Raw genomic sequence first — 18,016 nt, forward strand, 5'->3', positions numbered from 1 at the left:
AGATAGCCACTAAAACCAGCTCCTTTAGGGTGAACACTGGAAGCCGCATGTGAGCCGAGCCCGGTCGCGTTACCCTCAACAGACGAGGGGTCGTGCGAGGGGGATGCTCGCCTTCACTCCGTCAAGGATCGAATGCGGCAACGGGTATGACTAGGGGGTTTCCGTCTTCTCATGATGGGAATACAGAAGACGCACTCGAAGCAGCCCGAGCGAATGCGAACTGAATTCGCGAAGAAGCTTCACGAATTGCGCACCTCTCAAGGACTTTCGCTGGCTGCTCTGGCGCAGCGCGTCCATTACAGCCGCAGCCACCTCAACAATGTCGAGCACGGCACGAAAGCAGCGAGTTTCGAACTCGCCGAGGCGTGCGACGACGCACTCGGCGCCGACGGCGAACTCAAAGCGCTCATCCCGAAACAACGATCGGCGGCTCCGAAGCCCCAGACACGTCCGGCCCAACTGCCAGCCGCCGCGGGTCGATTCATCGGCCGGAGCGAACATCTCGCGGCCATCGACACCCTCGCGCAGCGCCAAGACCAACTCTCGGTCGCGGTCTTGCACGGTCCTCCCGGCGTGGGAAAAACGACACTCGCCCTGCATTGGGCACATCGCAACGCCGCCCATTTCGAGGACGGCCAGCTTTTCGCTGATCTCCGCGCATACTCGCGGCATGGCCATCCGGTCGAAGCAGCCGAAACCCTGGAAGAATTCCTCATTTCCTTGGGGCTCTCCCCGTCGGACGTACCCGCGACAGCCGAAGAGCGGGCAGCTCTGTTCCGGACGATGACACACGGACGCCGTTTGCTGATCGTGCTCGACAATGCCGTGTCCTCGGAACAGATCCGGGCGCTCCTGCCCGGCGACGCGACGAGCATGGTGCTGGTGACCACGCGGCGCGTGCTCACCGGGCTCTCCGTGCGACCGGGAGCGACGCAACTCCGCCTCGACCCCTTCGCGCCGGACGATTCGTTTCGGCTCCTTCGCGACGTGGTCGGACTGCGGGTCGATCAGGAGCCGGATGCCGCGCGCGACGTGCTCGACCGGTGCGGACACCTGCCCCTGGCGGTGGCAGTCGCCGCGGAACGCATTGCGGCGCACCCACTCCGGCTGTCCGATCTCGCCCAAGAGCTGGAAGAAGAGCGCAATCGGCTCGGCGCGCTGACGGTCGAGGACGACGACACCAACGTACGAACGGTGATCTCGTGGTCATACCGAGCTCTCGCCGCCGATACCGCACGCGTGTTCCGGATGATTGGCCTACATCCCGGCAAGAACATCAGCGTCGAGGCCATCGCCGCACTCGCAGATCTCCCGGTCGCACGCGCCGGCGAACTGCTGCGAGTCCTCGCCGGCGGGCATCTCGTGGCCGAGATCGATCGAGACCGCTTCCGGCTCCACGACCTCCTCCGGGTTTACGCCACCGAGCGTGCGCTCGACGAAGAGCCTCCGGCCGAACGCGACGCCGCACAACTGCGCGAACTTTCGTGGTACCTGCACATGTGTCGTTCCGCGGCACAAGCCCTTGCGCCGTACCGCGAACCCAGTGCCGCCACCGTGGAACTCGACTATGCAGCTGCCTTCAGGTGGAGCGAAGCGGAGCTGCAAAACTTCCCCTCCGTCATCGCATGCGCGCTGCGTGGCGAATATCCAGAAATCGGCTGGCAAATCTCGCAGGCACTGTTTCCGTTTCTGCACCTGCGCAAGCCTTGGACAGCCTGGGACCGCATCTACCAACTCGGCCTCGAAGGCTCGCACAAGGCGCTCGACCCCAGTGCCCAAGCGGAAATGCTCACCGGGCTCGGCCTGGTCCGGCTGGGCCTCGGCCTGTACGACGAGGGTCTCGACTTCTTTCTGCGAGCGCTGGAAACGCTTGAGAACCATCACGACCCAGACGGGACTGCGTGGTGCCACGTCGGCGTCGGGCTCGCCTACGCGGGAGCAGGACGCCACCCCGAGGCCAGAGAGTCGTTCGAACTAGGGCTCGCGATCCAGCAGGCGCAGGGCGACCAGCATGGTGAATCCGTCACTCTCATGCACCTCGCCGAAGTGTGCGGGGAAGAAGGAGACCACGAGGACGCGGTCCAGTACGCGTTCCGCGCGTTGTCGCTTTGCCGCACGGTCGGGGATCAGTACGGCGAAGGACTCGCCCTTCACCAAATAGGCAAAGCGAACTTCGCAGGAGGGAAACTCGAAGCCGCGGTGCGCTACCTGGAGGAGGCACTTGCGAGCCAGCGAGCCGCCCGGGACAGCAAGGGAGAGGCTGACACTCTCCTGCTTTTGAACGAAGTGCTGACCGCCGCCGGCGACCACGACACCGCACGGGACTACCTTCAACAGGCGGCGACGATCCTGAGCCAGCGCGGTGAACCGGCTGAAGCCGAAGTCCGTGCACGGCTTGACGACCTCGACACTGGGAGGCAGTGAATGCCCGAACAATCCTTCTCAGGACTACGGCTTGAGGGCAACCTGTCCACTGATCCCCAAGAAATCGCCTACGCGGCAACTGACTTCGGCGGAATCGTGTCCCAAATTCCGCTCGCCGTCGCCCAGGTCAGCTCGGCACAGGACGTCACCGCCGTCCTCACCTTCGCTGCTGACCACGGTCTCTCGGTCACTCCGCGAGGACAAGGCCACAGCAGCATGGGGCAGGCCCAGGCCCGCTCCGGCATCGTGCTCGACCTCAGCGATCTCAATGCGGTGCACGACATCAGCGACGATCGCGTGGTCGTTGACGCCGGCACGACCTGGGCCGCGCTCCTGGCCGCTACTCTCCAGCACGGGCTGACTCCCCGCGTCCTCACTGACTATCTCGGCACCTCCGTCGGCGGAACGTTGTCCGTCGGCGGCATCGGCGGGACGACCCACCGCTACGGAGTCCAAACCGACAACGTGCTGTCCCTCGACGTCGTCACCGGCGACGGGGTACTCCGAACCTGCTCACCGACCGAATCACCCGATCTCTTCAACGCGGTGCTCGCCGGGTTCGGCCGCTGCGGGGTCATCGTGCGTGCCACCATCCCCCTGATCGCCGCGCCGGCGCGGGTGCGGCGGATCAAGGTCTACTACTCGACTGCGGCCGAACTACGTACCCAGCAACGGAAACTCCTCGGCGAGCGCCGGTTCGACTTCCTCCAAGGACAGATCCTCCCCAGCGACGCGGGCTGGGTCCACCTGCTCGACGTCGCCGCCTTCTACACTTCGCCCGCCGAGCCAGACGACGCCGACTTGCTGGACGGCATCGGCTTCGACGCAGGTCGGGACAAGATCGAAGACCTCAGCTACTGGGAGTTCGCCACCCGGCTCGACGAAACCGTCACCTACCTCGAAAGCACCGGCGAATGGCGTTCACCGCACCCGTGGCCCAATCTGTTCCTGCCCGACCGTACGACTGACACTTTCGTCGACGAGATCATGCACGACCTCACCCACGCTGACCTCGGGGCTTCCGGGCTGATCCTGACCTACCCGGTGCCCGCCGACGTTCTCGCCACTCCCCTTTTCCGAGTGCCGGACGCACCGACCATCTTCCTCGTCGCAGCGCTCCGCTTCGCCTCGTCCGGACCGATTGCCGAGCAGATGGTGCAGAGCAACCGCCGCTGGTACGACACCGCCGTCAACCTCGGCGGCACCAGTTACCCAGTCGGCGCAATACCCTTCGCTGAGGGCGACTGGCGAAACCATCTCGGCGAAGCGCACCGGCCGCTCGCTGCGGCCGAGGCCCGCTACGACCCCCGTGGAGTGCTCAACCGCCGCCTCAAGCTCGCCCCTTAGCTGAGCAGCGCCACTCCGTGAGTATCAGGCTTTCAGCATCCGGCTGGTGAAGCCGCGCTCGACGAGCCGCGAATAGGCTTCGAGAGCAGGCTCCGGCACATCTTGCGCGATCGCGAAGCCCAGGTCGGGGTAACGCATGACCCGTTCCATGTCGCCGATCATCATGTCGACGACCTCAGCCGCGGGCCCGATAGTCTTGACGTACTCGCGCAGGGTGACAGGCGCAGACGCGCACCGAGGGTCGACCTCTGGCCATTGCCGCCGGCAGGTCGCGTAGGCGCGACGCTCCATGTACGGCATCGCGACCAACAGCAACGAGGTCGGTTGAATCCCAGCCGCAGCGAACACCTCGCGCGACAGAATGATGTTCTCGCCGGTGTTCCGAGCGTTCGGCTCCAACAGAATCACCTCGCCTGGAACTCCGCAGTCGAGCGCGACCTCGCGAAAGTGCTCGGCTTCGCCTCGGGGGAAGAGCTTCTCAGTCCCTGGAGCCTTCCCGCCGCTGATGACCATCACCGGGAATACGCTCCGGTGGTACAGCTCGGCCGCGAACGACGCGACGCCGATGTCGTTGCCGCCGAGAACCAGCGCGGCCGAGCACGGAACAAGCTCGTGGTGGAGCTGGTGATAGTCCCAGACGACCTCGGCGTCCGCCCAGTCCTGAGCGGTCAGCTCGCGCACCACGTGCTCCGTCAACCCCTCTCGGTCACGCCTGGCCCTCCTGAGCGAAGCGAAGACTTCGAATGCTCTGCAACTGGTGCATCATGCCGTACTGGCGAGCGACGTCTGCAGCCTCCTCAAGCCGACGGTGCCCAGCCGTCTCCGTCCGCGGATCAGACAGCAGGATGTGGCTGTAGGCGGTGTCCAGGCGGACCTGCTGCATGGGCGTACCGGAACCGCGCGCGTCCAATGCCACGCTGATCGCCGCCGTCGCTCGGTGGAGATCGCCAGCGCTCCGGTGCGCGAGCGCCAGCTTCTGGTGGGCAGTCGACCAGTCGAGCGGTTCCTCCAGCCGGTCGAATTCGATGATCGCTGGTTCGATGAAGTGGACGGCCTGTTCGGGCTCGCCCGCTTTGCTCAGCGCGGTGCCGACCCAAAGCCGGGACCTTGCGCGGTCACGTCCCGACAACCGCGCGTCACCGGCAAGGTCGAGGTATTTCTCCGCCGCCCGGCTGTGCGCACCTGTCATCTCTTCGTTCACCGCCAGTTGCAGCTCGATCTGTGCGACGCGTCTGTGCATGCCGAGTTCGGTGAAGATCTGGTGGGCGAGCGAGTAGCTCTGCCTGGCCGACAGCGGCCCGCGGAGCAAGCCCTGGTCCTGGCGCAAGTCTCCCTGCAGCCGCAGGCTTCGGGCGTAGAGCGACATGCCGCAGCTATCATTGTTGTCCGGCGAAAACCGACGCAGCCAGCGATCGACGAGCATGGTCGCCGCCGGAAAGTCTTGCCGTCCGAAGTGGACTATCGCACGGTCCAGGTCATCGGACCAGGATTCACAATCCACAGTGGACACATAGGGACGCTGTTCGTTCTCAGACCCGACGGGCTCCGCATCGGCGAGCAGCATTTCGAGCTCGCTCAGACTTATGCCCAGCAGCCGTGCAATTTCGCTGCGACGGACCGGACTCGGCGCCCAAACGCCGTGCTCCCAGCGTTTGACCGTGCGCGGGTCGACTTCGAGTGCATAGGCGAACGCCTCTTGGGTATAGCCCACAGCCTTGCGCGCACGCTTCAGCTTTATCCGCGGAGCGCTCATGATCTACCCCCTTGCTAACAAGTTACCCCAGTTCAGCGCGACTTGCGGAACACGCTGTACAACCCCGCCAGCGGGCTCACCGCCCCCAGAACGTCCCGTCCGCCCCGTTACCGCCCTGGCCCCTTCCAGGCAAAAGAACGACAGTCGTGCCAGGCAACCCGGAGGTTCCGCGCGGCCGCCCCCCCCCGAGGATTCGGTCGAGGGCCAAACTAGCCCGGCGTGCGAATCTGCCCCGGCCTCCGGGTTGCTGCTCAGCTTCCCGAGCAACGGAGGACAGCCGCGATGACAGAACCACGAAAGACCCGGACTCTGAGCCTGATCGGCCGGGTGATCTCGTGAATCTCTTGACGACCGACACGCTGACTGCGTTGGCAGGCGTGCATCGCCGACTGCCCGGGATCATTGTCGGCCTCGTAGACGGTCAACTGACAGCGGACGAGGTTCGCGAGTTCGCCGATCTCCTCGGCGAAGCCACGGAGTTGGTGTGCGACCACGCCGAGGACCAAGCACGCGGCATCGTGCAGCTTCAGCGCGAAACCGAGGCTGACGCCGACCGCATTCTCGCCAGCGTGACCGCACTGGATCCGCGATCATGAGCTGGGGCGTCGTTTTCGTGCTCGCAGTCATCGCCTTCCCCGTCGTCTTCTTCACCGCGACCGGCATCATCGAGCACCGGCAGAACTTGACTGTCCGTCGTTCCGCCAACTCCGTCGAGGCTCTTCGCCGACGCATTCGGCAGCAGCGGGCCTTCGACAGCCGCACCAGATCGACAGAACCGTGAAGACGCTCACTCGCGCCACATGTCCCGCCGCCGTAGCTATCGGGCTCGAGCTTCGCGCTGCACGCGTGAAAGCCAAATTCGGAGTCCGCGAACTCGCCCGCAGGGCGGACGTAAACCCCGCCCAAGTGAGCAGCTGGGAGCGCGGAGAGCGAATTCCGCCAGCGGACTGCGTCTCGTTCCTGGCGGGACTGCTGCGCATGACGATGACCGAGCACCGCCGTATTCGGCAACTCGCTGCGGACGCGCGCCGAGAAGACCACGTCGAACCCGATCAAGGCGCGGCGGCACGGCTCAGGACCGCCTACGAAAAACTGGCATCCCACATTGTCGAGTGGGCCCCGGTGTCCCTGCCTGACCGCCTGCAGCGCCCCGAATTCACCGTGGGCGGGCCGCGCCGAACCTTGCCGCTCGTTCGCCGAGCACCGCAGCCGGACGACCCGCAAGCCACGCGGGACTTGTTCATCAGCAGGAAAGCGATCCCCGGACAGTCCGAACAGTTGCTCCGCCTCGTCGACGGACCGGAACGCCTCCGGCTAGTGGCCTTCGAGGTCGGAGACCTTCCGGCTTTCGCCGTCTATCAGATCGACGGCAAGACTCCCACCGTCGCGTTGCGACACGCGCACTGCAACGTCTACCTGACATCCGACCTGGCGACTTCCGCCTATGTCCGCGCGATGCAGCGCTTCTCCGATGAAGCGCTTTCCACGGCCGAGACGGCCTACGCGATCAAGATGACCCTTCACGATCTCAAGGCGAACCGGTAGCCCTGCAAGGATCGTCCCGGTTACTGCCCGGACTTGCCGGAGCGGTCTTTCCGCGGCCGGCCTCCGCCAGCCCCGCGGCCGGGACGGCCACGCTCCCATCGTTCGATCTCTTCGCGGCGTCCGCGAGCCCAGCCTGGAGTACGGCCGACGACCACGTCCGGCTCGGGAAACGGATGCGTCTCGGCATAGCGGCTGCGCCACGTGGAGACAGTGGTCTGGGTAACGCCGAACCAACTGCCGACCTCGCCCAGGTCGAGGTAGCGAAGGGTCTGGTCGGGCTCGGCGGGCTGGCCGTCGACCTCGGTTCGCCGGTCGGTCACGTCGCGGAAGATAGCAGCGAACCTGCAGCTCCAGCAGCATCGCCACGCGCACTGAACTGATCACATCAGGTCGAATATCCGGCGCGCGGCACGCACCTCGCTGGCCAAGCGCAGAACGTGGTGGCGGCGCTTGAACGCCACCTCGACCCAGTCGGCGCGGGCGAGGGTATCGCCGTGGTAGAGGATCACCTGGTGCCCGAGGCCCCAGAACATGCTGTTCACTCCGGTCACCGCCAGGGCAAGCTCGTCGATGTCGGCTCCGACCCAGATCATCGATGCCGGATCCAGTGACCGCTGCCGGAGAAGCTTGGCAGTCGCCCGGAAGAAGCTGCCGGTGCCGACGGTGGGTTCACAGATCGCCTGGCCGGGCTTCACGGCATCCACGGTCAGCGAAACGAACACGTCAGCTATGTCCGGCGGGGTGTAGACCTGCGCATTGACCTTGGCCTCCGTGCGGGTTTTCAGGACCGCCAGCAAGCGGCCGAGCAGGTCAGCGTCATGCCGCAGTTCCGGCTTGTACAGATCCAGCAAGCCTGCGGCCAGAGCCGCGTCTGCTGTCGCTTTTACCCGCTCGCGGAGAGGCTCGTCCGGCTCGTCGAACAACCAGGAAATCATCGGACTGATCGCGTCCACCAGATCAGTCCGCGCCCGGACGATCTCCGTCCACGCAGCGCGCGACTGGTACCAGTACGCACGGGGCGTCATCGCCGCGACCTGGTTCGCGAACGCGGGCCGGTCGTCGGGTTGCAGCAGCGACAGCGTGGCGGCCACGCCAACCGGGACCTCGTGCCCGCCCCCGCTCCCGTTCCGGTGCCAGGCCTCGTCGACCGCATCGGCGACGCGGGTCGCCATCTCGTCAGTCCTCACCTTTGGTTCCTCCGATCGAGCAGATCCCAGAAACATTGAAGACATGCGCCTCAACGTTGATCTACCGTAAACGTTGCAACCAGTACTTGCAATGTTTTTGGAGGATGCGATGAACCAGCCGGATCCGGTGTCCTGGGCCGCGCCGGCACCGCGCGAACTCCGGCGCTGCGGGAGCGGCAGGTCGAGTACTTGCTCAGCGACGAGTCCCTGAAGCTCACCGCGGTAGCGATGCTCAACGGGCTCGGCACGATCCGTCCGGTAGGCGACCCGGCAATGGCGGCTTTTCTGACGAGCACCAACGACTGAGCCAAGCCAAGATGTTCTACTTCACCGAGGACATCGCCCAGCTGGTGCAGCACGCCGCACGAAGCGTCACGGGTCAATGGGAGATCGAGCCGGAGGAACTTCCTGCCCTCACCGGCTTTGCAGTGTTCCCAACGCCCCTGGCGACGTACACGAGGGCGGATGGGGCGAGCGTTCCCATCGTCGCGTTCTCGTGGGGGCCGACTGACCTCATCGAGGACCCGTCGAACGGTGTATGGATCACGTTCTGGAGCGCGACCGACTATTCGGCCGTCGAGAAGGCGTTGCGCGGTGCCAATCTTTCCGCCGCGGAGGCAGCACGTTATGCCCGAACGCTCCATGCAGAGCTGACCTGGGACAACGAGATCTACTTGCCGTTCGGGCATACCGCGGCACCAGTGATCGCCGATCCTGCCGAGGGACCACGGCTGATCGACCCGCGCGTGGTCGTCGCCGGGCAAACCACAACCGCGTGGCTTCCGATCGTGATCGCGGCGTGGCTGTTCTGCCGCCCGAACTCGTTCACCGTCGCCGAAGACGAGCACCTTCCGCGAACGATGCGCCGTCGCGCGGAACGGGCGGGGCTCGAAACCTCGCCGGTACGCGTCGTGTCCGTCAGCCGGACGCCCCAGCGATCCGCCACGCGACCGGCCGAACCGAGCGGCCGCACAGTCGGAGTCCGGTTCCCGGTCGCGCCGTTCGTCCGTCGGCAGGCATATGGGCCGGGCCGCCAACTGCGCCGCCGGACGCTCGTCGCCGGCCATTGGCGCGGCCCAGCCGATGCGCCGATCCGCATCGGCAAGACCGTCAACCTCGTCAACAAACCCGTCACGGGCTGAAACAGATCTCGATGGTCGGCTACGCGCGAACCGCGCGGGAATGCTTCGAATACGGATTCGGCCGCACCTACCACACGTCCGCCGCCGAGTGAGGTCTTCGGCGGACGAACTAGTCGAGGTCGTAGCCCAGGCTGTCGGCAACGTCCTCGACAAAGTCTTCGCCGGGGACAGAAGTGTCGTGTTGGTGCACGTCCCATGCGACGTCCTCGACGGCGTCGCCTCCTTCCTCCAGTGCCTCGGACACCATGCCGACCATGTCGCGGGCTTCGTCCTGGTCGAGGTCGAAACGGTCGGCCGCGTTCGCTGCGGCGTGATCGAGCATTTCCTCCGGCCACATCTGCTCATTCACGAGTAAACCCCTTTCGTCGCCGATTCCCCGCAAGACACGGTCGCCCCCCGTCACCGATCATTCAGGCCGCCAGCGATGTCATCGTCACGGCCAACACCGTGCCGCCGACCATCGCCGGTGCCAGCGGGATTCGTGCCTGCCGCCGACCCGACACCACAAGCGCCAGCGCGGCGCATCCGGCAAGCAGGTAGCAGAGCGCGATCGCAGTTCCGATCGCAGACCACCCCGCCGCGCCCGCGAGCATCCCCAGCGACGGGACGAGCTTCACGTCGCCGGGACCAGGCTGCCCGCTGACAACGAACGACACGAGCAAGAGGCCGCCCCACCCCAAACCGCCGACCGCGGCGCGGAACAGCATCTCCGGCGTCTCCGAAACACAAGCGATCCCAGTGATTCCCGCTGCCTCGGACACGACGAACATCGCGCTGGCCTGATTCGGGATCCGGTGCTCGACAAGGTCCACGACGGCCGCTGGCAACCCGAACGCGCCGAGCGGGACTGCAGCCGGCCAGAGTGCCTGCGGCCATGCAGTGGTGCAGGCAGCGACAACCGCGACGGAACCGATGAGAAGCAGTCCGTACCGGCGGCTCGCTGCCCCGACGTGCCAGAGCACGACGCCCCCGCCGATGCTGGTGACGACCGTGGCCACGACTGTCCAGACGAGAGATTCAACCGTCACGCCGAACCTCGACCCGCACCTCCGCGCCGTACCAAGCACCGCCATCGCCGCGGTGCGCTGGTTGGTAGTGCCAGCTCGGGTGATTAGAGACAGCAATCGTCCGATGGCATCGGCACGGCACGGTCGTCCACCAGCCCACCCGCAGCAGGTGCAGCCGACCCGGCAACCGACCGTACGGAAAACGTCCGGCCACCGATGCACACGCACAATCGATCATCCCGCCCAGGCTCTCGCCCCGGACGAGCAACTGGCCGTGCGCCTCGTCGTGGTTCGCGACCCATTCGACGGTTCTCAGCAGCTCCACGTCGCCTCCCTCGGACCGCGCAATGGCATGGGAGACAAGGCAACCGGGCAGGGACCCGATGCACGACCGCGGCCTGGCCTGTGGTCAACGTCAGCTCCAGCTGCAGCCCTTCGACCCGCACCTCAGCGACGTCGAGGGCACGACGCCGGTTGATCTGCAGGTCGAGGACTCCGACCGGGACTGTCGCCGCGCCGTATTCGGAGGACCAGGCGAGCAGGATCCAGACGCGCCGTGTCATCAGGAACCGCCGGACACGGTGCTGCACGGCAGGAGCGAGGCCATATAGCGGACCGATTGCGCGAACGCGTCGGCAGTCCGTGCGTGGAGGTCGCGGCGGCCTTCGTCGGTCATGACGGCCCCGTGGAGTGCGTACTGGGCGGGGTTCTCGCTGACCAGTACCAGCCGTTCGCCGAAGAGCTCGGCCGCGGTGGCGATCCGGTCGCGCCGCGAGAGTCCGGTGAGGACGACCGGCAGCTGGGCCGGAAGGTTCTCGGCGAGCCAGTCCAGTCCGGGAAGGGTCCAGGTGTCCCAGTTGGCGCTTTCCCGGACGGTCTGGAGGTTGATCGCGACGGCCGGCGGGGTTGCGGTGCCGAGCCAGTCGACGTAGCGCTTGAGGTCTTCGAGCCGGTACCAGGACAGATTCGGGACTGCGGCGACTCCCGCGTCGGCGAATTCGGCGGCGATCAGCAGGGACCGGCGCATGTTCAGCAGGTGCTCCGCGCGCGGCCAGTTCCCGTAGACCGAGAAGTTCGGGGCGAGCACGAGGTCGAACCTGAGCGCGGCGATCCGGTCGACGAGCCGTTCGCGGTCACGGACGGTCCAGAACAACTCGACAAGCGGATCCTCGCCGTAGCCGGAGAGCACCGTGAGGGTCGAGGACGGAAGGCCGAGAACCTCGGCGGCGGTCTCGCCGGTTCGCCAGCGAGGGAAGATCGCGTGGCTCGCCAGGGAGAACACCCGCCGCAGGCCGACCGCATAAGCGGGCCAGTGCAGTGCGGCGTCGACCTGGTCCTGGCGGGAGCCGTCGATCTGCGGGATGAACGCGGGCAGCCCGGCGGGCAGCGTGCCGGTCAGCTCGATGTCGTCGAATTCCAAGGTGCCGCCGACGTCGCTCATCCAGGCTCGGATGTCGACGCGGGAACCGCATCGGATCGGGCAAGCGCCGCACGCTGATTGCCGAGCGGGGCCAGGCATGTCCGCGCGAGCGCAGCCGCAGTAGCTGCAGTCGGAGTTGGAGCCGGAGCACAACGGAGCGATGGTGACGCCGGGCTCGGCGTCTTCGCCGGAGTACCACGGGCATCGGCGGCAATCGCAGGCTGCGGCGGGCGCGGCGGAACCTGGTTGGCCGAGAAATACGGTCACGGCGTACTCCCTGAATTATCGGCGAGGTGATCGGTGAGCAAGCGCAGGGACGAGGCGTCGTGGTCGTGCAGCCGGTTCCCGGCAGACACCGCGTGCACGAGCGCACGAAGGGCGTTGAGTGCGGCGTCGACCAGCGTTTGGTCCACCGGCGGTGCTTCCTCCTCGGTGAGGTACTCGTCGGCCGGTTGAGCCCGGAGCTTGGCTGCGCGGGCCTCGTCGGCGTGCTGGTGTGTTTCCTCGGCCGAGGCGAGAGCCTCCTCGGCGGAGAGGTCTCGGTCGTGGGCGTGCGCGAGGGCGGTACCGAGCAGTCGGGTCCGGCCGTTTTCCTTGACTGCGGCCCAGATTCCTTCGGCGGCGCCCTCGCGGCCGCGGCGCAGTTCGATGAACCGGATGCGCGTGTGCAGACTGATTTTGGCTTCGTCCATTTCCTCGGCGAGTTCGCGCGGCATCTCGGCGAAGGCGCGGACGAGTTCGCGCGCTTTGCGCGGTGTGAGCTGCAGGCCGAGTCTGGTCAGGACCTCGGACCAGGGTGCGGCGCAGCTGCGGTCGCTGCCGCGGATGCGTTCCATCGCGGCGAAGCGGGCGATCGGGTCGTCGATGGCGTAGACGTCAGCTGGGACCGGGTGGTCGTTCGCGAGCAGTTTGCCCAGCAAGACCGCACACCGGTCGAGCACGAGGGCAGCGGCCAACTCTCCGGGGCGGAGGTTCTCCCTGGCCAGGTTCTCGACCAGCTGCCAGATTCGCCGCTCCTCGTCCGACAACGGCCCCGGGCACACGACTGCGGGCAGCGCGGCGAAATGCGGATTGTCCGGCTTGTGAACTGCACCCCACCGGCACGCGCGGAGCCTGCGCTCCCCTGCCGCGAGCTTCATCGCCGGAGCGCGACCTTCGCGGGATGCGACCTCCTCGACGAGCACCGGCTGCAAGACGCCGACGGTCGAGATCGAGGAGATGAGGTCGGCGAGGTCCGCAGGCGCGGTGGTGTCCCCGGGCAGCCGTCCCTGCGACTCGGTGAACGCCGTGCCCTCGCCGCGCAACGGCAGCAGCGCGAACCGCCGCTGCCGCAACCTCGGCGACAACCCGAACTGCTGGACCGCTTCTTCTGCTTCTTCGCTGGTCATCGTGTGTTCCCGTGGAGCGGCGCGAACAGCGACCGGCGGCGTGTGTCCGTGCCGAGGATGGGCACGGCGACGTCGGCGAGCACCCCGTCGTTCTGCAGTCGCCGCAAGGTCGTCACGGCCAGATCGACCCGGTCACCGGCCGAGGCGGCCACCGCCAATGCCTGCGCGTGAGCACGCAGGTCCGCGAGCCGGCGTTCGAGCACGTGCTCCGCAGCACCGGACAGGACGATCACGACGCGGGGAAACCGCGGGTACCGCGAGCGCCAGACCGGACTTGCTCCCGGACGCCGCGGCACGTAGTCGTGGTAACGCACGTACGCGACGAGCTTCTGCGCCAGGCGCGCGACCGGCATGGTCGACCGGTCGAGTTCGAGGAAGAAGATCCGCTGGGAACGATGACCCTCGTCGAGGACGTAGTGCAGGACGGCGTCCGCGATCACTGTGGCGCGGCGGCCGTCGCGGTGGTGCGCGACTTCCGGCGTCCAGGACAGCGGACCGCAGTCGTGCCCGTGCGTACGGGCGGTCTCGACGAACGCGAGACCGGTCTCGACCACGTCGAGACTGTGCGCGAGCAGCACTTGGGCCACCTCAGGGTCCGCGACGCGGTATTGCCTTTTCTCGACCGAGTCGGAGAGCTCGGCCATCACCGCGCCTTCCGCGGTGGCGTACCAGGCGCGCGGGCTGTGCTCGCGGGTAACCGCGTCCAGCAAGCCGGTACGGCGGAGGACAGCAAGCTTGTGCCGGACCGTGCGCAGCGGCATCTCCGGCGCGATCAGCCGCCCCAGCTGGTCGGTCGAGACGAGCCGGTGCCAATACGCGAGCAACAGCGCTTGCAGCTGAAACGGATCGAGCACCATCCGTCACTCCACACTGGACTCGATCTCGCCGCCGTCTAGATCGACAGCGGCTCCGCTCCCCCGCCCCGGCGGTCTGCCGCGCTGTGATCGGGGCGGTTCGCTGCCGTGCAGGGCGGTGATGATGCGTTCGTCGAGGGTTTCGAGTTCGTCCAGGACCTCGCCGATCGGGCGACGGGCAAGGTTCCGGTCCAGGCATTCGTCGACCTTGTCGTTCCACTCCGGATGGAAGTGCTCGGCGAACTCGCCGTCCACATGCAGGCCGCGGATCTTGAACGGCGTCGTCCGCTGCCCGCCCAGCGTCACGGTCACGACGTGGTGGAACTGCTCCAGCTCGGTGATCGTCGCCGGCTGGACGAGACCGCCGAACTCGCGCGCGACCGTACGGGCGCCGTCGATCGCCGCGGCGCTGGTCATCAGCAGCGACTGGTTCTGCAGCAACGCACGACGCGTCTCCGCGGCGAGGCGGTCGGGCATCTGGTTCATCACGTGCAGCCGGACCTGGAACTTCCGCATCTGCTCGAGGATCGCCGCGACATAGCCTTTCGCCGCGCCGTCCACCGCAGCAAGCTCGTCGATGAAAGCGTCGAACCTGCGGCGCTTCTCCACCGGAGTGCTCGCGCGGGACCGGCCGGCGCGGAACAGGTCGTAGATCATGAACGAGGTGATCAGCTTGCTCGTCTCGCCGGCCCCGCTGGTGCACACGAACACGATCCGGTTCGCGTCCATCGCCTTGCGCACCTCGTACGTGGTCACCGACGACCCCAGAAACGCCGACAGCGTCGGACTCGTGCGGAGCCGGTTGATGATGTTCGTGACCACCGTCGTCGCGTCCGGAGCAAGCCGGGTAAAGGAATCGGTCCAGTACCGGCGCACGCTCGGCCGCAGGCAGCCCAGGATTTCCTCGCGCCAGTCCGCGTCGTCCAGCAGCGTCGGGATCTGGAAGATCGTGGGCGCGCACTCGGCTGGCACCCTCATCGCCACGTAGCACAACGCCTCGCACGCCTTCGTCAGAATCGACTTCGCCCGCGGCGCCGCGTCTCCCCAGCTCAACGCGGCGGCGAACGACGTGACCACGGCGTCGACCCGGTCTTCGATATCGGTCTCGTCGTAGCCCTGCATGCTGAGGGGATTCCAGCCCGGCAAACGCTTCTCGCGGCCGCGGACGTCGAGGTTGATTTCCCAGAGCCGGTTCCGCAGCTCCGGGTCCGACAGATAAGGCTTCGCGCGTTGCCAGCCGTCCGCGTGCGGGTCGAGAAACCACATCCCTCCGCCTGCACGGGCGATCTCGATCGCCTGCGCAAGCGCCTCTTCCGTCTTGCCGAACCCAGCCTTACCGAACCGCGCAGAGAACAAAAGCTCCCGCTTCGGGATGCCGACCAGCCGCTCCTCGCCGTTGACGTCGGTCACGTAGCCCAGCCGCACCAGACCGGCGTCCGGCCGGTACGTCGGCACCTCCCGCGGCGCGGGCAGCACCCAGCCCCGGCTCCGCGCGATCACCGGAGACAAACACCGGCCCGACGGCGGCTTGAGCAACGCAGCGATCTCGCCCGCCGTCACCAACGAGCCCGGCCGCGGTTTCGCCAGGCCGCTCGCGAACCGCCGGTCGAACAACCACCGCACCACCGGCAGGTCCGCCCCCAGATGCCGGCCGAGGAACCGGACACCGCGCAAACGCCAGTAGTTCTCGCCGAGGTAGACGTCGAACGCACCGATCACGCTCCGCAGGTGCGCCTCCGCGCGCCCGGGAATCTCCGAGACGCACCGCAACAACAGCTGAACCGCGAACACCGGCTCATCGGTGAGGAACTTGTTCTGCTGCACCGGCTTCCGCGCCGGTTGCCGGGAGGAGAACCGTCCCTGCCCGCGTACTGCCGGGAGGAATTCGCCGACGACCTCCGCGAGCCCCTCCCCCACCGCGCGCACCACACCTGCGGACTCGCCCGACGGCTGGTGCTTCCGCGAGACATGCCGGATCCGCGCCGGGGTCAACGGCACCAAGTCCAGGCACACGTCGACGGACTCGCCGAGATCCGGGCGGACGTCGCCCAGCGCATTCGCCAACGACTGCAACGGATCGTCCGGCCGCACCGGCAACGCCTTCAACGCGAATCGCGGCGGCCGCGCCAGCACCAACTCCGCCCGTGCGACACGAACGTCGCCGCGCTCCGCCCGGCTCATCCCGCGCTCACCCGGGCGGACGCTTCTCCTCCCGGCCATCCGACGTGCCGCAACGCTCCGTCAGCCATGTTGATTCCCTCCACCAGCACGGATTCGCGGAGGAGACAAGGCGGCAACCGACCTCGATGATTCTCGCCGCTGACCGGCCACAGCGGACCGCTGTTACAGTCAGCAGCAATTACTTCCCCATTCCCAGGAGAAATCACCGCAATGGCGCAGAAAGTCCTCGTCGAGATGATCGACGACCTCGACGGCACCCAAGCCAGCCAGACTGTCCCCTTCGGACTCGACGGCGCCCAGTACGAAATCGACCTCTCCGACGGCAACGCCGCGGCCCTGCGCGACCAGCTCGCCGCGTTCATCGCCTCCGCCCGCCGGACCGGCGGCCGCAAGACCACCGGGTCCTCCGCAGCCGCGCCGACCGCCGAGGACCGCGAGCGGTCCAAAGCCATCCGGGCGTGGGCCGTCGACAACGGCTGGGCCGTCTCCGAACGCGGCCGCATCCCGGCCAACGTCGTCGCGGCCTACGAGGAAAGCCTGAAGCAGGACGCGAAACCCGCCCGCAAGCGCACCGCGAAAAAGCCGCCGCGAAATAACCCCGCCAGCGATCCCGGGCGGCGGCCGTCGAGGTCATTTCTCCGGCCCGTCGCCCGGGGTGGCCTCTCCTCCGCCGGCGAGGGCGGTTTCTCCGTCGCCGGGCGGCACCGCGCGGCGGATTTCCACCTGCGGATAGCTGAGCTTGTTCAGCACCCCGGCGATCGACTCCCGCCCTTCGATGCTCATGACCATTTTCCCGAAATCCGGGTCGGTGCCGAACCGGACCCGGACGCCGACGACCGAACGAGGCACCCAGCCGTGCACCGGACGCGCCCGGCCCAGCTGATGGGCGAACGCCAGAACAGCCGGCAGCGACGGATCGAAGGCGGCTGTCGGCAGCAGGTCGTAGCGGACACGAGAGCGGAGGTGGCGGGAACGGATGTGTCGGTGGAGGACAAAGACCGCGATCAGGATCGCGACCACCGCCGTGGTCACCCACCACAGCGCGGCACTCGTGAGCAGGTGGTCCGTATCGAGCGCCTGCGGCGCACCGTTCTCTTGCACGGCCTGACGGCCATGCGTACGGGAGAACATGTCGGCTTTACGAGCAAGCCCCTCGCGCCACAGCTGACCAGCGGCTTTATCTGATGTGGCGAATAGCCCGACCGAACTGCCAACGGCCGAGCCAAGGTAGTGCCCGACGGCAAAGATCAACACAGCAGCCTCCTCTTACTCGCGCACTCCGCAGCAGACACGCCGCACGGAATCGCAGCTCATGCAGCACGGCCGGTACTCGATCGAAACCGGCCTACGACAGAGGCAAGTCAGTCAAGAGAGTTACGCTGCCGTATCCGACTTGCGGTGCTCCGCATCAAAGGCAACGCAACCAGTACCCGGCAGCGTGTCGACCCGCACCCAGAAGGCAGCTGCACGATGCAGGGTCGCGGTGGCGTCGTGGTGCAGCCAAGACACCGGGTCGTCCGGATCGACAAAGACGAGTACGAAATATACGGGCAGCCCGCTGCGCTCCCAGCGCCGGCGCCAAGCCTCTTCGACCTGCCAGGTCGCCGTCGCACCGCCCTTGATCCGAAACTGGCCGGTGCACTTGACCTGGCCCCTCACCGGCGCGACCGCCGAACTCGACGTGTCCGTCCACCGCGAGGACGTCTTCGTCCGGGCTGGTCTCGTCGAAGCCGACCCCGGCCTGGCTGCACACGGCTCGGACATAGGC

General features: G+C 67.0%; 18 protein-coding genes and 2 pseudogenes. 8 read left to right on the forward strand and 12 right to left on the reverse strand.

All coding sequences use genetic code 11. The annotated features are described in order from the left end of the window. Positions 1-213: 213 nt before the first annotated feature. Together ABD793_RS17975 and ABD793_RS17980 are read left to right on the forward strand one after the other, a co-directional pair. Positions 214-2,424 carry an ATP-binding protein gene (locus tag ABD793_RS17975; RefSeq protein ID WP_344861311.1) on the forward strand — a complete coding sequence of 737 codons (2,211 nt, stop codon included), beginning with the start codon at positions 214-216 and terminating at the stop codon, positions 2,422-2,424. After that, the gene (locus ABD793_RS17980; RefSeq protein ID WP_344861313.1) at positions 2,425-3,771 is read left to right on the forward strand and encodes an FAD-binding protein; all 1,347 of its coding nucleotides are present in this window, start codon (positions 2,425-2,427) and stop codon (positions 3,769-3,771) included. 24 nt (positions 3,772-3,795) lie between these two features. Here ABD793_RS17980 and ABD793_RS17985 read toward each other — a convergent pair whose 3' ends face one another. Continuing rightward, the gene (locus tag ABD793_RS17985; protein ID WP_344861315.1) at positions 3,796-4,452 is read right to left on the reverse strand and encodes a YdcF family protein; all 657 of its coding nucleotides are present in this window, start codon (positions 4,450-4,452) and stop codon (positions 3,796-3,798) included. A gap of 25 nt (positions 4,453-4,477) precedes the next feature. Continuing rightward, complete coding sequence (locus tag ABD793_RS17990) at positions 4,478-5,524, reverse strand: helix-turn-helix transcriptional regulator (RefSeq protein ID WP_344861317.1); 1,047 nt, start codon at positions 5,522-5,524, stop codon at positions 4,478-4,480. 335 nt (positions 5,525-5,859) lie between these two features. Here ABD793_RS17990 and ABD793_RS17995 point away from each other — a divergent pair, with 335 nt between their 5' ends. The 4 genes and pseudogenes from ABD793_RS17995 to ABD793_RS18005 all read left to right on the forward strand — a co-directional run bounded on the left by ABD793_RS17995 (position 5,860) and on the right by ABD793_RS18005 (position 7,069). Further along, positions 5,860-6,120, forward strand: a complete 261-nt coding sequence (locus tag ABD793_RS17995; protein ID WP_344861319.1) for a hypothetical protein — start codon at positions 5,860-5,862, stop codon at positions 6,118-6,120. Beyond that, positions 6,117-6,305, forward strand: a complete 189-nt coding sequence (locus tag ABD793_RS18000; RefSeq protein WP_344861321.1) for a hypothetical protein — start codon at positions 6,117-6,119, stop codon at positions 6,303-6,305. The genes ABD793_RS17995 and ABD793_RS18000 overlap by 4 nt, the downstream gene beginning before the upstream one ends. After that, positions 6,302-6,499, forward strand: a pseudogene (locus ABD793_RS42715) (helix-turn-helix domain-containing protein); the annotation flags it as partial. The gene ABD793_RS18000 and the pseudogene ABD793_RS42715, both read left to right, overlap by 4 nt. Before the next feature lie 3 nt (positions 6,500-6,502). Beyond that, the gene (locus tag ABD793_RS18005; RefSeq protein ID WP_344861323.1) at positions 6,503-7,069 is read left to right on the forward strand and encodes a Scr1 family TA system antitoxin-like transcriptional regulator; all 567 of its coding nucleotides are present in this window, start codon (positions 6,503-6,505) and stop codon (positions 7,067-7,069) included. 20 nt (positions 7,070-7,089) lie between these two features. On the opposite strand, the gene ABD793_RS18010 is transcribed toward ABD793_RS18005, so the two are convergent. Together ABD793_RS18010 and ABD793_RS18015 are read right to left on the reverse strand one after the other, a co-directional pair. Then, complete coding sequence (locus ABD793_RS18010; protein WP_344861324.1) at positions 7,090-7,389, reverse strand: hypothetical protein; 300 nt, start codon at positions 7,387-7,389, stop codon at positions 7,090-7,092. A 60-nt stretch (positions 7,390-7,449) separates the two neighbouring features. Further along, a complete protein-coding gene (locus tag ABD793_RS18015; protein ID WP_344861326.1) occupies positions 7,450-8,241 on the reverse strand; it encodes an N-6 DNA methylase in 792 nt (263 codons plus the stop codon). Between the two features lie 332 nt (positions 8,242-8,573). Between ABD793_RS18015 and ABD793_RS18020 the strand changes: the two genes are divergently transcribed. Further along, the gene (locus tag ABD793_RS18020) at positions 8,574-9,398 is read left to right on the forward strand and encodes a hypothetical protein (protein ID WP_344861327.1); all 825 of its coding nucleotides are present in this window, start codon (positions 8,574-8,576) and stop codon (positions 9,396-9,398) included. A 109-nt stretch (positions 9,399-9,507) separates the two neighbouring features. Here the strand turns inward: ABD793_RS18020 and ABD793_RS18025 are convergent, their stop codons facing one another. The 7 genes from ABD793_RS18025 to ABD793_RS18055 form a co-directional block, all read right to left on the reverse strand. Continuing rightward, positions 9,508-9,747, reverse strand: a complete 240-nt coding sequence (locus ABD793_RS18025; RefSeq protein WP_344861328.1) for a hypothetical protein — start codon at positions 9,745-9,747, stop codon at positions 9,508-9,510. A 61-nt stretch (positions 9,748-9,808) separates the two neighbouring features. Continuing rightward, the gene (locus ABD793_RS18030; RefSeq protein WP_344861329.1) at positions 9,809-10,426 is read right to left on the reverse strand and encodes a hypothetical protein; all 618 of its coding nucleotides are present in this window, start codon (positions 10,424-10,426) and stop codon (positions 9,809-9,811) included. Next, on the reverse strand, positions 10,416-10,730 hold the full coding sequence (locus ABD793_RS18035) for a hypothetical protein (RefSeq protein ID WP_344861331.1): 315 nt from the start codon (positions 10,728-10,730) through the stop codon (positions 10,416-10,418). Before ABD793_RS18035 ends, ABD793_RS18030 begins: the two co-directional genes overlap by 11 nt. Positions 10,731-10,967: 237 nt before the next feature. Beyond that, on the reverse strand, positions 10,968-11,846 hold the full coding sequence (locus ABD793_RS18040) for a DUF4417 domain-containing protein (protein WP_344861332.1): 879 nt from the start codon (positions 11,844-11,846) through the stop codon (positions 10,968-10,970). 242 nt (positions 11,847-12,088) lie between these two features. Further along, a complete protein-coding gene (locus tag ABD793_RS18045; RefSeq protein WP_344861333.1) occupies positions 12,089-13,213 on the reverse strand; it encodes a ParB/RepB/Spo0J family partition protein in 1,125 nt (374 codons plus the stop codon). After that, positions 13,210-14,070, reverse strand: a complete 861-nt coding sequence (locus ABD793_RS18050; protein WP_344861335.1) for a replication-relaxation family protein — start codon at positions 14,068-14,070, stop codon at positions 13,210-13,212. Before ABD793_RS18050 ends, ABD793_RS18045 begins: the two co-directional genes overlap by 4 nt. A gap of 3 nt (positions 14,071-14,073) precedes the next feature. Then, positions 14,074-16,248, reverse strand: coding sequence for a type IV secretory system conjugative DNA transfer family protein (locus ABD793_RS18055; protein WP_344861337.1), 2,175 nt, complete (start codon positions 16,246-16,248; stop codon positions 14,074-14,076). Positions 16,249-16,458: 210 nt separating this feature from the next. Between ABD793_RS18055 and ABD793_RS18060 the strand changes: the two are divergent. Next, a pseudogene (locus tag ABD793_RS18060) lies at positions 16,459-16,830 on the forward strand (histone-like nucleoid-structuring protein Lsr2); the annotation flags it as partial. Positions 16,831-17,622: 792 nt separating this feature from the next. Here ABD793_RS18060 and ABD793_RS18065 read toward each other — a convergent pair. Beyond that, a complete protein-coding gene (locus tag ABD793_RS18065; protein ID WP_344861339.1) occupies positions 17,623-17,907 on the reverse strand; it encodes a hypothetical protein in 285 nt (94 codons plus the stop codon). Between the last annotated feature and the right edge of the window lie 109 nt (positions 17,908-18,016).

This window comes from Amycolatopsis ultiminotia, from assembly GCF_039536925.1.
Classification (GTDB): domain Bacteria; phylum Actinomycetota; class Actinomycetes; order Mycobacteriales; family Pseudonocardiaceae; genus Amycolatopsis; species Amycolatopsis ultiminotia.